The organism is Candidatus Clostridium radicumherbarum, from assembly GCF_045310525.1.
GTDB classification, from domain to species: domain Bacteria; phylum Bacillota; class Clostridia; order Clostridiales; family Clostridiaceae; genus Clostridium_AT; species Clostridium_AT radicumherbarum.
Genome location: NZ_JBJHZY010000001.1, coordinates 1,347,430 through 1,363,949 on the forward strand (window position 1 = coordinate 1,347,430; position 16,520 = coordinate 1,363,949).

Genomic DNA, 16,520 nt, shown 5'->3' on the forward strand with positions numbered 1-16,520 from the left:
AGGAGAAATTTATGGGTGATATAAGATTAAATAAACTTGCCAATCTTCTAGTTAATTATTCTACTGAGGTAAAAAAGGGTGATTTTGTTTTTGTTTCTAGTGACGAAGTAGCCACCCCATGGATGGTGGAAGTGGTAAAAGAAGCTGTTAAAGCAGGGGCACATGTAGAAACTTGTCTTAATTCACAGGATATAGCTGAAGTAAAATTAAAGTACAGCAGCGAGGATCAACTTTTAGAGGATCATATACTCATGAAAACCATGCTGGAAAATGCTGATGTGTGGCTTTCAGCTTGGGGTGGGAGAAATACAAAAGTAAATTCAAATATTGATTCAAAAAAACTTCAGTGTTCATTAAAAGGTGCTTCTAGTTGGAGAAAAGTTTATTCTGAGAAAATGGGAAATGGCAGCTTAAGATGGTGCGGTACTCAATACCCAACTTATTCAGATGCGCAGGAAGCTTCTATGAGCTACAGTGATTATGAGGATTTTGTTTATGGTGCTGGATTACTTGACTCCGAGGATCCTGTGGCAGAGTGGAAGAAAATAAGTGCTCAGCAAGAAAGATGGGTTAAATATTTAGATACTAAAAAGGAACTCCATATATTATCAGAAGGTACAGACATAAGAGTAAAGGTTGAGGGGAGAAAGTGGATAAATTGTGATGGAAGAGTCAATTTCCCAGATGGTGAAATTTTTACATCACCAGTTGAAGATTCAATTGATGGCTATATAACCTTTAGTTTTCCAGGTATCTATTCAGGTAAAGAAATAGAAGGCATAAAATTAGAAATTGAAAATGGGAAAGTAATTAATGCAGCTGCCCAAAAAGGTGAAGACTTACTACTAGCGTTATTAGATACTGATGAAGGTTCCTCCTTCTTTGGTGAAGTAGCAATAGGTACCAATTATGGTATAAAGGAATTCACAAGAAATATGCTTTTTGATGAAAAAATCGGTGGTACTATTCACATGGCAATAGGTGATTCAATGCCTGAAGCTGGAGGCACTAATAGATCAACACTTCATTGGGATATGTTATGTGACATGAGAAAGGGCGGCAAAATTTTCGCAGACGGTGAACTATTCTATGAGAATGGTGAATTTATTAGTGATATATTAACAAAATATTATTTATAGTACAATAAAAGCGGCATTATTTCAGTGCCGCTTGATTTATTATAAGAAAGGAGCCTTTGATTCATCAAAGGGGTTAACTACGCATATGATAGAGCAAATTGAAAAGATATTTATTGATAGAAAACCTTCTATTATTGGAGAATATAAAAGAAGTGCAGTTATGCTGTTATTATATGAAGAGGATGGAGAAACCTATTTAATTTTTGAAGAAAGAGCACATAATTTAAGGCATCAACCAGGTGATATTTGTTTTCCAGGAGGTAAAATTGAGAAAAATGAGATTCCAAAGGAAACTGCCATAAGAGAGACTATGGAAGAGCTTAATTTAAAAAGTGAGGATATGGATTTAATTGGTGAAATGGATTATTTTGTAAGTCCATATGGAAGTATTATGTATCCTTTTGTAGCAAAAACTAAAGCTCATAATATTTATCCTAGTAAAGATGAAGTGGATCACATTATTAAAGTTCCTATAAAATTTTTCTTAGAAAATGAACCTCTTTCCTATGACATGGAAATTGCCCCAAACTTAAAGGAGGATTTCCCATACCATTTAGTTAAAGGAGGCAAAAATTATAAATTTAGCCGAGGGAAATTGCCTCAGTTTTTTTATAAATATGAAGGTAATGTTATATGGGGGTTTACAGCAATGATAGTTAAAAAGTTTGCTGAAATAATTAAAAAGGAAGCTAGTGAGTAGACTTCCTTTTTAATCCGAAAAACGCAATTGATACAACCATAATTGCTAAAAAAGCTATAATATAAATAGTTGATATAAGTCTTGACCCCAAAAAGTATTTTATATAGGCGAAAGCAGAGAAGGAAATTATAGTCCAAAATAAGAATATATAGGACATAATGTTATTATTTCTTCTCCAAGCTTTTGGATTTTTCATAGAGCCTATTATCTTCTTTCTATGATTACTGTGCTCAGAGGTATTAATAACAATAATTTTAAAATAAATAAAAAAGATGAGGCAAATAGCTGATAAAATAAGAAAAAAATAAGAAATAGAAATGCTTGTCATGTTCATAATGTACCCTCCTTTTTAAATATTAGTATTTATAGTATTACCAAAATTAGAATAATAATTAAAAACATTTGTTAATTCATATAAAATTTGAAAAAGTCAGAATTTACACTTCATTTTTTACAAACTTTACTTTATAATAGTATCAAGGCTATTTTATGGGGAGGTTGTAACTATGACACCATGTTCGTTTTTATCTACAACTGATAATGATGTAGAATGCTTTTGTGATTGTGCCTTTTATAACTATGAAGATAATGAGGGAGCATGCCCTTTTAAAAATTTGACTGGAAACAGATTAGGAAAAATTAAGGATCTTCTAAAGTTTGACTTTTTTTCAGAGGAAAATACAAGTGAGGATGATTCTGATTTTGATGATATTCATCACTTTTATAAAGATAAAGAGTTTATTAGCTAAATTTATATGTAATTAAACAGTTTGTATGATAATGTATATTTTTATAAAATATGATTAGAATAAACATTATTGTATTTATTTTGAATGAAGTTGATTAGGAGACAATTATGGAAAGAACACTAATATTAGTAAAACCAGATGGAGTGGAAAGAAAACTATTAGGTGAGATTATAAGTCACTATGAAAGAAAAGGACTTAATATTATAGCTTTAGAACTTATTCTTGCTGATACTGAAACAGCTAAAAGGCATTATGAGGAGCATGTGGGTAAACCTTATTTTGAAGAATTGATTAAGTATATTACTGAAAACAAGCTTTGTGCCTTAGTAGTTGAAGGAGAAAATGCAGTAGAAATTGTTAGGAAGATTAATGGTGATAAGGATCCACTTAAATCTGATTTAGGAAGTATTAGGGGTAAGTTTTCCATAGAAAAGACTAGAAATCTAGTGCATGCGTCAGATAGTGCTCAGAGTGCAAAACGAGAAATCGGCATTTGGTTCCCTAAAATTTAATTTTGCATAGTAAAGCTGGGTAAAGTACATTTTAATAAATGACTTTACCCAGCTTTAATTTTAAATACAATTATTCTTATTTATCTATGAAGAAATTTAAATAGCTTTACAACAATTTTTACTGCAGCTTCTATTACAATCTGAACAAGTATTTTTATTACTATCCTTTAAGGTGGTTTTCAGCATAAAGGTATTCTTCCTAAAAACCAGAGTTATTTCGCTGATTCTTTCAAAAACCTTCACATCATAAACTATTGGTAAATTTTCAATATTATCAATTATGTCCCATGAATTCTTATTATCTAAGGTGATTTCAACTTTTGGACTTTTGCAGCATCCATCTACATAAGAAAAACGTAAAAAGGAATAGTCAGTCTCATTTTTTAACATAATTAATAGTTTTTCATAAGCACTTTCAGATATTTTTATTTTAACTTTATTATCCATATTATTCCTCGTAAACATCTGAATATTCATGTAATAGACTTTGTTTAAGCTTCCAAAGTTTTGTTGAGAGATCTACGTAATAGGAATGGGGATTCTCAAATCTTAATACTTCAGGCCAAAGCTTTTCTGTTTCCTCTTTAGCAAACTCCTTCATTTCCATTACAGTAGGACTATCATAAACACTATTACCATTTTCAATTATTTTAATCTGCAGCTCTTTAACATAATAATTTTTAATCTTTTTCCTTTTCCAAGTATATATCGGATTAAAGATTTCTAAGGGCTTACTTTCGTCCAAAGCTTCATTATTTATGGTAATTAAGTCAGCTATAGCAAGGTTTGAATTTTTATCAAAGATTCTATAAATCTTTTTAAATCCAGGATTTGTAATTTTCTCTTCATTTTCACTTATTTTAATTTTTGGTATTATTTCATTACCATTTTGAATAGCAACTAATTTATATACTCCGCCAAATACTGGTTCTGATTTTGCTGTAATAAGTCTTTCACCGACGCCGAAGGAATCAATTTTAGCTCCTTGACTTAAAACATCTCTAATTATAAATTCATCTAATGAATTGGAAATTACTATACTGCAATCAGTATAACCAGCATTATCTAGAGTTTCCCTGCATTTCTTTGTTAAATAGGTTATATCTCCGCTGTCAATTCTGATTCCCTTTGGTCTTAAGCCTCTAGGTTTTAAAACTTCATCAAAAACCTTAATAGCATTTGGAAGTCCTGATTTTAATACATTATAGGTATCTATAAGTAAAGTACAATTTTCTGGATAAGTATTTGCCCATGCAGCAAAGGCTTCATATTCATTAGGGAAAAGCTGAACCCAGCTGTGTGCCATGGTACCTGCAGCAGGGAGTCCAAACATTTCTTCCGCTATTGTACATGCAGAGGAAGCACATCCTCCAATTATTGAAGCACGAGCACCATATATAGCGCCATCATAGCCTTGAGCTCTTCTTGAGCCAAATTCCATCACTGGCTTTCCTTTTGCTGCCCTGCAGATTCTATTTGCTTTGGTGGCAATAAGTGTTTGGTGATTAACAGTTAATAATATCATAGTTTCAACAAATTGAGCCTGTATTATGGGCCCTTTTACCGTAACTAGAGGCTCATTTGGGAATACCGGATTTCCTTCAGGTACAGCCCAAACATCGCAGGTAAACTTAAAGTTCTTGAGATAATCTAAAAATTTATCAGAGAAAACACCCTTGTTTTTTAAATATTCAATATCTGATTTAGTAAATTTTAAATTTGTCATATATTCTATTAACTGCTGAACACCTGCCATTATGCAGTAACCACCATTATCAGGTACTCTTCTAAAGAACATATCAAAATAGGCTATTGTATCACCAACATTATTGTCTAAGTAGCCATTTGCCATGGTTAGTTCATAGAAATCAACAAGCATTGTTAGGTTTCTTTCATTTAGTATATCGAAATTCTTTGTATATTCCATAATACAACTCTCCTGTAATTAATTTAGTAAGCTGCGACATTTTAATTTTAATATTCTATTAAAATTATTACAATACTTTTTTAATAATTTGAAGATATGCTTATTTTTTGCATGATATAATATTTTATGTCAATAATTATTTATATTAGTTATAGAATTTATGAGGTATAACATGTTAAATCAAAAGATATTGAGAGAATTCTACTCTTTAAGAGATAAAATTATAGAAGCGGATTTTAGTTATTTAGATAAGGAGCAGAGAAGTGCAGTACTAAGCAATGATAGAAACGTAATAGTGTCAGCATGTCCGGGCAGTGGAAAAACCACGGTATTAATTAATAAAGTATTATATTTAGTAAAATATGGACTAATCTACAAAAGTAATTATATACCAAAGAATTTAAGCAACGAAGTTATAGAATTAATGAAAATATACTTGCAAAAGGGAAAAGAAAAATTAAGGGAAGAAGATATAAGGCTGATTAATGCAAATTTAACTGAGAAAGGGATAAATCCGAATAATATTATTGTAATTACCTTTACTAAAGCAGCTGCAGAAAATATGAAAAAGAGGTTTCAAAACCTAAGCTGCGGCAGGAAAGCTCCTTTTTTTGGGACCTTTCATGGACTTTTTTATAAGCTTCTAATTAGGAATGAAGGGCAAATTAAAATAATTGAAGGTAATGAAGCCTTTAAGATAATATCAAATACTCTAACTAGATATACTGATGAAGTAAGCGAAGAAAAAGTAAATGAAATAAGAAACTATATTTCAGTTTTCAAGGTAAGCAACACTCCTTTAGAAGATTTCGATCCTAATATTGATAGATCAATTTTCATAAAATGCTTTAGCGCTTATGAAGAATATAAAAATACCCATAACCTTCTAGACTTTGATGACCTTCAAATAAACTTTAAAAAACTTTTAGTGAAATCACCTAAGGTACTTAGTACTTATAGGAAAAGCTTTCATCACATACTAGTGGACGAGTTTCAAGACTGTGATGAAATGCAAATGCAAGTACTAACAATGTTAAACGAAACAAATTCTATTTTTGCTGTAGGAGATGAGGATCAGTGCATTTACAGCTTTAGAGGTTCTAGACCAGAATTTATGGTTAATTTTGGTAGTATGTTTGAGAAAGGAAAAAGCCTTTTTCTTTCTACTAATTATAGAAGCACTGAGAACATAATTAATATATCAAATACACTAATTAAAAATAATGTAAATAGAAATATAAAAAATATGTTTTCAAGCAAAAATGAAAAAAAGAAAATTGAAAGTAATAATTTTTATGATGAAAATTCAGAAGGGGACTTTATTGCAAATGAAATAGAAGCCTTAAATTTAAGAGGAGGGTATAGTTATAAAGACCATGCAGTGTTATTTAGAACTAATATGGAAAGCAGAAGTATTGTAGATGCCTTACTTAGAAAAAAGCTTCCTTTTAAGTTATTAGATAAGGAATATAATTTTTTTGAACATTTTATTTGTAAGGACATAATAGCTTATTTAAGATTGAGTATATTCCCTGATGATGCTCAGAGCTTTATAAGAGTAATAAATAAGCCCTTTAGGTATATTAGCAAAATAAGTTTAGAAAAGCTTAAGGAATGCGATATTAAGGGTAATTGCTTTGAAGCTGTTAAGAACATGGAGACAACTCCTATTTTTCAGATGAAAAATTTGGATAAACTATATAAAAGTATAGCTCACTTAAATAAAATGACACTGGAAGGTGCAGCTCAATCTATAATTCATGATTTGGGCTATGAAGAGCATATAGTCTTGTATTGTAAGAAGTTTAAATTAAAACTTTCAGATTTATTAGATATAATTGAAGAATTTAAAGAGTCAGTTAAACCCTATAGTACTATAATAGCTTTTTTATCACATGTTGAAGCAGTGAAAGAAGAACTAAAAAAAGTTAAAAATAATTTTGGGGAGGAAGATGCAGTAATCTTAAGTACAATTCATGGAGTAAAGGGTATGGAATTTAAAAATGTATTCATTATGAACTGTGTTGAAGATTTGCTTCCCCATAAAAATAGTATTGAGGAAGGCATAGAAGAAGAAAGAAGACTATTCTATGTAGGTATAACAAGGGCAATTGATAATATTTATTTTTGTATTCCCCAAAATATAAGAGGCAGCCATAAGCTTTGCTCAAGATTCATTGAAGAAATTGACTTAAATTCAGCTGGAGGACTAAAACCAATTTATAATAATGGAGATACGGTTGTACATCAAAGCTTTGGTAAAGGAAAGGTAATGGAATTTAAAGATAATGTAATAGAAATTGCCTTTGAAGAGGGCATAGCTAGAAAATTTGATGTAAACATACTACATAATAATGGATTACTAAAAAAGCTGAGCTGATAATGTTAAATTAAAAATTCATTTCATACACGTAACACATTTAAAACATATTGGAGGTAGTATAAAAATGATATTAAGAGAATATATTCAGATCATGGGCAAAGATACTACTGACTTATTATTTCCAAAACCTGATAAAGAAAAAAGGTTCATGATACACTTCAACAAAACTTGAAAAATTATTTTATAATAGAAAAGTGGGAATGAAAGGTACACATTGTAAAAATTTAATATCTTAATCCAATTCCTAAAAATCTATATGAATCCTTATCTAGATATACTACTATTGGCCCTAATACTCCATTTTTAAAGTTTCTAAATGAAACTTTATATGCATTAACAGAATAATATTTACCAATTGAACTATATATTTCATTTCCTTTCAAAATACTTTCCTCTACCTTTGCAGTTTTCCATTCACCTACCTGTTGCTTGTAAGTTTCATTCAATGTATTATAAGCAATTTTACAAATATCACTTTCTGTTTTTTGTGTTGTGGTTTGGGTAATCTTATCTATCTTCACACTATCTTTACATAGTTTTGTACATCCAACTATTGGTGATGAAATAAGAACTATGATGAATAACATAATCATCTTTTTCATAAACTAATCTCCTTGATTATAACCTATTCCTTACTACTTACTACGATTTAGTTTTTAAAAAGTTGCTTGTTTTTGTAAGGTTAAAAAATTCATATAAAATTGAACTTAAAATATACAAACCGTAATGAAAAAGCTATGAAGAATGATAATATTGTAGAATCGGAGGTCGTACCATGGATAAAGGAGAATTAGAAATAATTTATGGTTAATATTTAGTAATATTTGAAATAAATGTAAGCTGGTAGTATAATAAAGGTGCAAGTTAAGAAGCTAACTCCTGTATAAAAGGTATATAGTTAGGGGGTGATTTATAGATACATAGAAAATGGTTTCACAGCTTCCTTAAATGTCTGCAACAATAATAAAAAAAATTGGAGGGGGAAAAATGAATTTTAAGAAAACCTTTTCTATTGTGATGGCTTTAGCTTTAACTGTAACTACAGCTCCAGCCATGAATAGTGTAAAAGCAGTTTCTGCACCGGGAAATATTGAGTTGTCAAGAAAAATCGCTACAGAAGGTATGGTTTTGTTGGAAAATCATGGTGCACTGCCGATTGCAAAGGGCCAGTCTGTTGCTCTTTTCGGCTCTGGTCAGATTAACTTTCAAAAGGGTGGAGGAGGTTCTGGTAATGTAAATGTTGATTATGTTGTGAATCTGCTGCAGGGAATGGAAAACAAGGCGAAAGACGGAAAGATTTCTGTCTATAAACCTTTGGCAGATGCGTACAGCAGTTATATAGCAGGCGGCGGAAAAGGTGAAATGTCACTTACGGATGATCAGGTAAAAGCTGTTGCTACAAATGCAAAGACAGCCATCGTTACCATAAGTAGATATTCCTCGGAAGGTTCGGACAAAACTGCAGCAAAAGGAGATTATTACCTTAGCGATGCTGAAGCCAAACTTCTTAATCAGGTTACTTCAGCAGGCTTTGAAAAAGTTGCCGTGGTACTTAATATAGGTGCTGTTATAGATACTTCCTGGATAGTGAATTATCCTGGAATTTCTGTTCTTATAGCATGGCAGCCAGGAATGGAAGGCGGAAATGCCACTGCAGATGTATTATGCGGGGATGCAAACCCATCTGGAAAACTGGTGGATACCTTTGCAAAGAGTTATGATGACTATCCGTCAGCTGCAAATTTCAGTCAATATGGTGACCATGTAAGCTATGAGGAAGATGTATTTGTAGGATACCGTTACTTTGAAACTTTTGACTCTGGATATTCCAGAGTAAACTATGAGTTCGGCTATGGACTCTCCTATACTTCCTTTGAAATCTCAAATGTAAACGTATCACAAGAAAAGGGAAAGATTCATGTCACTGCAAAGGTTACAAATGAAGGCTCCGTTGCAGGAAAAGAAGTAGTACAAACCTACTTCAGTGCACCGCAAGGGAAACTTGGAAAACCAGGCAAAGAACTTGCAGCTTTTGCAAAGACCAAACTTATTCAGCCTGGAAAATCAGACGTTCTACAAATGTCCTTCGATGTTAATGATATGGCAAGCTACGATGACACAGGAAAAGTACAGAAATCTGCATATGTTCTTGAAGCAGGAAATTACAATATATATGTAGGCAATTCTATCAAGGATGCAGGGAAAAATGGTATAAGATATACTTATAAGCTTGATAAAACTGTTGTCGCAGAGCAGTTAACAAAACAGCTGGCACCAAAGAAATTGTACAGAAGACTGCTGGCTGATGGGACCTATGAAACACTGAAAAATCCTACGGTTACAATAGCAGCAGCAGGAGCTGCAAAGCTTGAGGCAGAGGACTTTTTGGATGCTACTCAAGGTACGAATTATGTCCGTGTCGAAAGCTTCAATGTAAATGGTGTTTCAGGCCAGTGTGTAAGTTATTTGAATTACACAGGCAATTATGTTTCCTACGACCTTAATGTAGAAAAGGCTGGAACATACAATGTAGTTTTCAGAGCTGCCAATGGTCGTGCAGCCATAACAAATATGTTGGGAATTTACGTTAACAACGTTCAGCAGCCTAATGTGAATATTACTCTTCCACAGACTGGAGATGGTACAAACAAAAGTGAATGGTATAACTTTATAGATACCGCTCCGGTAACAATTACACTTCCGGCAGGGCCATGTACCTTAAAGCTTGTTTCCAATGGTTCCTGTGGAAATATTGATTATATCACTTTAAGAAATACAGAAGATACAACAATAACAACTCTTAATGGCGTTACGAGTACAGAAAATTCTGCGGCAATTACTGCGGCAGCTGCTGAAGTAACTGCACCGACAGGAACCAAGATAATGCTGGGTAATGTTTATTCAGACCCAAGCCTTATGGATAAATTTATTGCACAGTTGACAAATCAGCAGCTGGCTGATTTATCCGGAGGAAAGAGAGCACAGATAGCAGGAGGTACCGGCGGTATAGGCGGATTAAGTGACTATGGTATTCCAAGTGCACAGACTTCCGATGGGCCTGCAGGCTTACGTCTCTCTACTCACTGTACTGCATGGCCGGTTGAAACCTTACTCGCATGTACATGGGATGTGGATTTAATACAGCAGATGGGAATTGCTGTCGGAACAGAAGCCAGGTTAAATAAAGTTGATATATGGCTGGCTCCAGGTATGGACATTCATAGAAACCCATTATGCGGCCGTAACTTTGAATACTTCTCTGAAGATCCTCTTATATCCGGTAAAATGGCTGCTGCTATAACAAAGGGTGTTCAGTCTCAGGGAGTTGGCGTTACCTTAAAGCATTTTGCAGCCAATGAAAAGGAAGCAAACAGAACAAACAGTGACAGCAGGATTTCTGAAAGGGCCCTGCGTGAAATTTACTTGAAGGGCTTTGAAATTGCGGTTAAGGAAGCTTCACCTTGGTGCATTATGTCCTCTTATAATCTAATCAACGGAACAGAAACTGCTGAGAGCTATGATTTGCTTACCAATATCCTCCATGGAGAATGGGGCTATAAGGGAATGGTAATGACAGACTGGGGTAATAATTCAACTGCTTATAAAGAAGCCAAGGCAGGAAATGACGTAAAGATGTCCAGCGGAAATTCTTCCAATATCATGAGCGCGCTGTCTACAGGACTTATTACCCGTGCAGAACTGGAGCGAAATATAAAAAATGTTCTAAACATGATAATGAAGACAAATGTGTTCAAGGATAAAGTGCTGCATCCTACAGTTTTCAAGATTAGTCAAAAGGAGAATACAAGAATTAAAGCTGTAGATCATGCATGGACCAGCGTTTCAATAGGAGAAGAAACCTGTAATGACAGCGACGGTGGAACGAATCCAACTTACACCAATACAAATGAGTGGATGTCCTTTAATGTTAATGTACAAAGAGTCGGAGTTTACAATTTCTATCCAAGGGTAGCAGTTAATGCCGCTAATGCAGCCTTTGATATTTATGTTGATGACGCTCGTGTAGGCTCTGTAGTTCAGAAAACAGCTACAGGTGGGTGGCAGAACTGGGTTACTGCTTCACCAGTTCAGATCACGCTTCCGGAGGGACAGCACACAATTAAGCTCCAATTCACAGTAAGCGGTATGAATATAAACTGGTTTGAATTCGAATTCCTACATGGAGTTGCTGAAGAATAGATCAGTCTACTCCAATAAAAAGGCATGCTGATAAACTTAGCATGCCTTTTTATATAGGCCATCATGTAAATAGCATATCTAGAAAATTTGATGTACTTATACTTCATAATAATGGATTACTAAAAAAGCTGAGCTGACAGTCAAAGATAAGTAATAATTGGAACGAAAGTAAAGATTACCAAGATTATAACGATAATACAACTGAGAATTGTAAAGGAAGTAATAAATCAAAATGGTAATTAAAGTAATGAAAATTAATAAAACGGAATTACATAAGCATAAAAGAGAAAATAAATATATAAATAATACAAAGAAGAAGAAGCAAAGGCCTTCATTTAAGAATATTATACAAGCAATTAGAAATGAAAAGGTACAAAATTGTTATAATAAACATTTAGCTATATTTTTAATAGCAGATTATTTTTATCACCAGATGAATGGCATAATATAAACGCTATCTGTATGGATATTTTATATTAAATAACATTAAGATTGATATGTCTAAATTTATTGAATATTGTTATACCATAGTATATAATTTTATTAAAGAATAAGCTCCTATTCATAGAATGGGAGCTTTTAAATCATATGCTAAAAGAGGTACAAGCTATGGAGTTATTAAATATTAATCCTAAGGAAGTAATTTTTGCATTAGATATAGGAACTCGCTCAATTATTGGAACAGTGGGTGTAGTTAGAGAAAAGAAGTTTTACTGTATAGCTGAAAGCTATTTAGAGCACGAAGAAAGAGCTATGCAGGATGGACAAATTCACGACATAAACTTAGTAGCTGCCGGTGTAAGCTCTGTAAAAGTGAAACTGGAAAAAGAGCTTAATTTCAAACTAAAGGATGTTTCCATTGCTGCTGCAGGTAGATTTTTAAGAACAACTACCTCAAGATCAGAACTGAAGCTTGATTATGATAGAGAAATAGATAAAGAGTATGTAAGAAGCCTGGAATTAACAGCTGTTAAAAACGCTGAAGATGAGATTAATAAAAACACGGAAGGCAAACTTTATTGTGTAGGCTACAGTGTAATAAATTATTTTTTAAATGATTATGTAATTAGCAATTTACTATCACATAAGGGTGATAATGCTGCTGTAGAAGTAATAGCTACTTTTCTGCCAAGATCCGTTGTGGAAAGCCTATATGCAGTTATGGAAAAAGTGGGTTTAAATGTAGTTAATCTCACATTAGAGCCAATTGCAGCAATGGAAGCTGCTGTTCCTAAAAGCTTAAGACTTCTTAATATAGCCTTAGTTGATATAGGTGCAGGCACCTCCGATATTGCAATAAGCAGTAAGGATACAATCAGTGCCTATGGAATGGTTTCTTTAGCTGGAGACGAGGTAACTGAAGCTATTGCTCAAAGCTTATTAGTAGACTTTAATTATGCAGAAGTTATAAAAAAGGAACTAACAGAAAAAGAAATTATTAATTATAAGGATGTCCTGGGTTTTCAAAACGAAATTAGTTCTGAGGAAATTATTAAAATAATTAAGCCAGTAGTAGATAAAATTAGCAGTGAAATTAGCTCAAAAATAATCGAGTTAAATGGTGGTAAGGCCCCTAATGCTGTTTTTTTAGTTGGGGGAGGAGCACATACCCCTCTGCTTAAGGATTCACTTTCTGAAAAGCTGAATTTACCAGCGCAAAGAATTGGCATTAAAGGCAGGGATGCAGTAACAGACTGTGTATCTTGTAATGAAGAATTAGGAAGTACAGGAGTTACAGTTTTAGGAATTGCACTTGTTTCAATTATGAAGCTTGGACATGATTTCATTGATGTTACCTTAAATGGCAGCGTAGTAAGTCTCTTTAATTCGCATAAACACACCATTGCAGATGTAATGATGCAAGCAGGAATTAACCCAAAGATTTTAATTGCGAAAAATGGAAAGAATATAAAATATAATTACAATGGTATAAAAAGAGTAGCTTTTGGAAGTTTAGCAGTTAATGCTGAAATAATCATAAATGAAAAACCAGGGAATATAGATTCTGATGTTAAAGAAGGAGATAAAATTGAAATTATTTACGCTAAAAATGGAATGGATGCAGCGCCGAAAGTTTACGAGCTAATTAATGGCCTTAATTCAATTAGCTTATACGTAAATAATATTATTACGGTAATTGATCCCATTGTTATTATAAATAATGATACAAGAGCCTTAAATGAAACGATAAAAGATGGGGATGAGGTTAAGGTTATTACAGTAAGTACAATTGGTGATTATAAACAATACATAGATAAGGATAGTGGAAGATATTTTATTAATGATGTTGAGCTAAAGGACAGCTACGTCATTAATGAAGGGGATAGAATCTATAAAGTTAAGGAAACAGATAATAGAATAGAAAATAGCATAAATACTATAGAAATGGAAGCTGAAGATAAAATGGCTTCTATTAAGCTCACAGCTGTATCTGATGATACTAAAATTACTAATCAACTTGAAGTACATGTAAATGATGAAAAAGTAATTTTAAAAAACAAAGAAAAATATATATTTATAGATGTGTTTGATTTTATTAATTTTGATCTTACGAAGTCTAGAGGAAATTTAGTGTTGATTCTTAACGGAAAAAAAGCAGGATATTATGATGTACTTTCAAAGGATGATGTTATTAAAATCTATTGGGAGTAATAAATATGGAGGTAAAGAATTTGTTGGATTTTTTAAAGAAAGCTGAAGAAATGAAAGGTGACCTTATAGATCTAAGAAGGTATTTTCATGCTCATCCAGAGCTTGGATTTGAAGAATATGAAACCTCAAGGAAGATTAAAGATTTCTTATTAGCTGAAGGAATTGAATTTACAGAGGTTGCTGGAACAGGGATCTGTGCTGTTATAAAAGGCCATGGTGAAAAGACTATAGCCTTAAGAGGAGACATGGATGCACTTCCGCTACAAGATAAAAAAGGTAAAAGTTACTCTTCAAAAATAGATGGAAAAATGCATGGCTGCGGTCATGATGCCCATACAACAATTTTAATGGGAGCAGCTAAAATACTAAATAGTATAAAAGATGAGTTAAATGGCAACGTGAAGTTATTTTTTGAGCCAGCAGAGGAAACTGTTGGTGGTGCAAGATTTATGATTAAAGAAGGAGTACTTGAAAATCCTAAGGTAGATTGTGTTATTGGTCTTCACGTACATGAGGGAATAGAAGTTGGTAAAATTGGATTGAAAAAAGGAGTTGTTAATGCTGCCTCTAATCCATTTACGGTTAAAATAACAGGTAAAGGTGGTCATGGGGCACATCCTGAGGATACTGTTGACCCAATTGTTATAGCAAGTAATATTATTTTAGCTCTTCAGACAGTAGTAAGCCGAGAAATACCTCCAACTGATGCAGCAGTTATAACCGTTGGCAGCATTCATGGAGGAACTGCGCAAAATATAATTCCTGAAGAGGTAACTATTTCAGGTATTATTAGGACAATGAGAAGTGAGCACAGAGAATATGTAAAGAAAAGACTTATAGATATTTGTGAAGGGGTTGCAGGTACCTTAAGAGGTAAGGTAGATATAAAGATAGAAGAAAGCTATCCCTGCCTTTATAACAATGATGATATTCTGCAGCTTATAAATAATAGTGCAGAGGAAATAATAGGAGGCAAAAATATTATCAATTTGGAAAATCCAAGCATGGGCGTTGAAAGCTTTGCTTATTTTTCCATGGAAGTTCCCTCTGCATTTTATTTCTTAGGAGTCAGAAATGAAGAAAAGGGTATTATTAATCCCGCACATGGCTGTTTTTTCGATTTAGATGAAGATGCTTTGTCAATTGGGGTAGCAATTCAATGCAGGGCTGCCTATGAATATTTAAAAAGAAAGTAAAATAGGTTGCACCTTTCATTGTTAATGATATATAATTAGTTGTTATTTTAGATAAAACAACTTTTTACTAGGAGTGAAAAAATGAGGATAGAGATAGGCTCAAATGAAGCAGGACAAAGATTGGATAAGTTTATAAGAAAATGGCTTAAGGACGTTCCATTAAGTGCTATATATAAGGGAATTAGAAAGGGAGATATTAAGGTAAACGGCAAAAAGGCTAAAGAAAAGCTTTTCCTTTCAGAAGGGGATATTGTAGAAACTAAAGAGATCGTTTCGGAATATAAAAAGGATAAATTTCAGCGTATAGAAAATAATCATTTGAAAATTACCTATGAAGATGAAAATATGTTAATAGTAGAGAAGTGGCCTGGAGTATTAGTTCATTCAGATAGCCAAAGCACCGAACCAACTCTTACTGATTATGTACTTTCTTATCTTTTTGATAAAGGAGATTTTACACCTGAAAAGGAAGTTACCTTTACTCCTGCTCCCTGTAACAGACTGGATAGAAACACCTCTGGTATAGTTATTTTTGGTAAAAATTTTGAGAGTTTAAAGCTTTTAAATGAAATGATAAGAGAAAGAAAAATCAAGAAATACTATGTTGCCTTAGTTAAGGATAGAATTGCAGATAGAAGCTATGAAGCTTATATATCTAAAAATGAAGATGAGAACATATCAAAGATTTACAATGAAAGAAAATCAGATACAAAGAGAATAGCTATGGAAGTAAAAACTCTTCAGAGCTGCGGAACCTTTTCTTTTATTGAAATGGACTTAATCACAGGAAGGAGTCATCAGCTGCGAGCTCACCTTGCCTTTTTAGGCAATCCTATTGTAGGAGATACTAAGTATGGCGAGAAAAAATTAAACAGCTTCTTTGTAAATAAATATGGACTTAATTATCAATTTCTGTATGCCTATAAACTGGTTTTTAAGGACTGTCCTGAGAAGCTCTCATATATGGAGAACAAAACAATAGGAGAAAGCCTGCCTCCTATATTTAAGAAGATTAAAAATGACGTTTTTAAATTTTAGAAACTTTTTAATACTTTAAGGAGA

The 16,520-nt window shown here is 32.9% G+C and carries 14 protein-coding genes; 10 read left to right on the forward strand and 4 right to left on the reverse strand.

Features of this window, described 5'->3' with window-relative positions; genetic code table 11:
• The first annotated feature begins 11 nt into the window (after window positions 1-11).
• Together ACJDUH_RS06375 and ACJDUH_RS06380 are read left to right on the forward strand one after the other, a co-directional pair.
• The gene (locus tag ACJDUH_RS06375) at window positions 12-1,139 is read left to right on the forward strand and encodes an aminopeptidase (protein WP_406764319.1); all 1,128 of its coding nucleotides are present in this window, start codon (window positions 12-14) and stop codon (window positions 1,137-1,139) included.
• An 85-nt stretch (window positions 1,140-1,224) separates the two neighbouring features.
• A complete protein-coding gene (locus tag ACJDUH_RS06380; RefSeq protein WP_406764320.1) occupies window positions 1,225-1,839 on the forward strand; it encodes an NUDIX hydrolase in 615 nt (204 codons plus the stop codon).
• On the opposite strand, the gene ACJDUH_RS06385 is transcribed toward ACJDUH_RS06380, so the two are convergent.
• Window positions 1,829-2,173, reverse strand: coding sequence for a hypothetical protein (locus ACJDUH_RS06385; protein ID WP_406764321.1), 345 nt, complete (start codon window positions 2,171-2,173; stop codon window positions 1,829-1,831). The genes ACJDUH_RS06380 and ACJDUH_RS06385 overlap by 11 nt on opposite strands.
• A 172-nt stretch (window positions 2,174-2,345) precedes the next feature.
• Here ACJDUH_RS06385 and ACJDUH_RS06390 point away from each other — a divergent pair, with 172 nt between their 5' ends.
• Entirely contained in the window at window positions 2,346-2,588 is a 243-nt protein-coding gene (locus tag ACJDUH_RS06390) for a hypothetical protein (RefSeq protein WP_406764322.1), read from the forward strand.
• A 107-nt stretch (window positions 2,589-2,695) separates the two neighbouring features.
• On the forward strand, window positions 2,696-3,100 hold the full coding sequence (gene ndk / locus ACJDUH_RS06395) for a nucleoside-diphosphate kinase (RefSeq protein ID WP_406764323.1): 405 nt from the start codon (window positions 2,696-2,698) through the stop codon (window positions 3,098-3,100).
• Window positions 3,101-3,196: 96 nt separating this feature from the next.
• Here the strand turns inward: ndk and ACJDUH_RS06400 are convergent, their stop codons facing one another.
• The gene (locus ACJDUH_RS06400; RefSeq protein WP_406764324.1) at window positions 3,197-3,547 is read right to left on the reverse strand and encodes a hypothetical protein; all 351 of its coding nucleotides are present in this window, start codon (window positions 3,545-3,547) and stop codon (window positions 3,197-3,199) included.
• A 1-nt stretch (window position 3,548) separates the two neighbouring features.
• Window positions 3,549-5,027 (reverse strand): nicotinate phosphoribosyltransferase, encoded by a 1,479-nt coding sequence (locus ACJDUH_RS06405; protein WP_406764325.1) that lies wholly within the window; start codon window positions 5,025-5,027, stop codon window positions 3,549-3,551.
• Between the two features lie 172 nt (window positions 5,028-5,199).
• On the opposite strand from ACJDUH_RS06405, the gene ACJDUH_RS06410 reads away from it, so the two are divergent.
• A complete protein-coding gene (locus ACJDUH_RS06410) occupies window positions 5,200-7,407 on the forward strand; it encodes an ATP-dependent helicase (protein ID WP_406764326.1) in 2,208 nt (735 codons plus the stop codon).
• Between the two features lie 227 nt (window positions 7,408-7,634).
• Here ACJDUH_RS06410 and ACJDUH_RS06415 read toward each other — a convergent pair whose 3' ends face one another.
• The gene (locus ACJDUH_RS06415) at window positions 7,635-8,012 is read right to left on the reverse strand and encodes a hypothetical protein (protein WP_406764327.1); all 378 of its coding nucleotides are present in this window, start codon (window positions 8,010-8,012) and stop codon (window positions 7,635-7,637) included.
• Between the two features lie 385 nt (window positions 8,013-8,397).
• Here ACJDUH_RS06415 and ACJDUH_RS06420 point away from each other — a divergent pair, with 385 nt between their 5' ends.
• The 5 genes from ACJDUH_RS06420 to ACJDUH_RS06440 all read left to right on the forward strand — a co-directional run bounded on the left by ACJDUH_RS06420 (window position 8,398) and on the right by ACJDUH_RS06440 (window position 16,496).
• Window positions 8,398-11,610: a glycoside hydrolase family 3 C-terminal domain-containing protein gene (locus ACJDUH_RS06420; protein ID WP_406764328.1), complete on the forward strand. Its 3,213-nt coding sequence runs from the start codon at window positions 8,398-8,400 to the stop codon at window positions 11,608-11,610.
• Window positions 11,611-11,857: 247 nt separating this feature from the next.
• A complete protein-coding gene (locus ACJDUH_RS06425) occupies window positions 11,858-12,061 on the forward strand; it encodes a hypothetical protein (RefSeq protein ID WP_406764329.1) in 204 nt (67 codons plus the stop codon).
• A 158-nt stretch (window positions 12,062-12,219) separates the two neighbouring features.
• Entirely contained in the window at window positions 12,220-14,262 is a 2,043-nt protein-coding gene (locus tag ACJDUH_RS06430) for a cell division FtsA domain-containing protein (protein ID WP_406765022.1), read from the forward strand.
• Window positions 14,263-14,267: 5 nt separating this feature from the next.
• Entirely contained in the window at window positions 14,268-15,458 is a 1,191-nt protein-coding gene (locus ACJDUH_RS06435) for a M20 metallopeptidase family protein (RefSeq protein WP_406764330.1), read from the forward strand.
• An 81-nt stretch (window positions 15,459-15,539) separates the two neighbouring features.
• A complete protein-coding gene (locus ACJDUH_RS06440) occupies window positions 15,540-16,496 on the forward strand; it encodes an RluA family pseudouridine synthase (protein WP_406764331.1) in 957 nt (318 codons plus the stop codon).
• The last annotated feature ends 24 nt before the right edge of the window (window positions 16,497-16,520 follow it).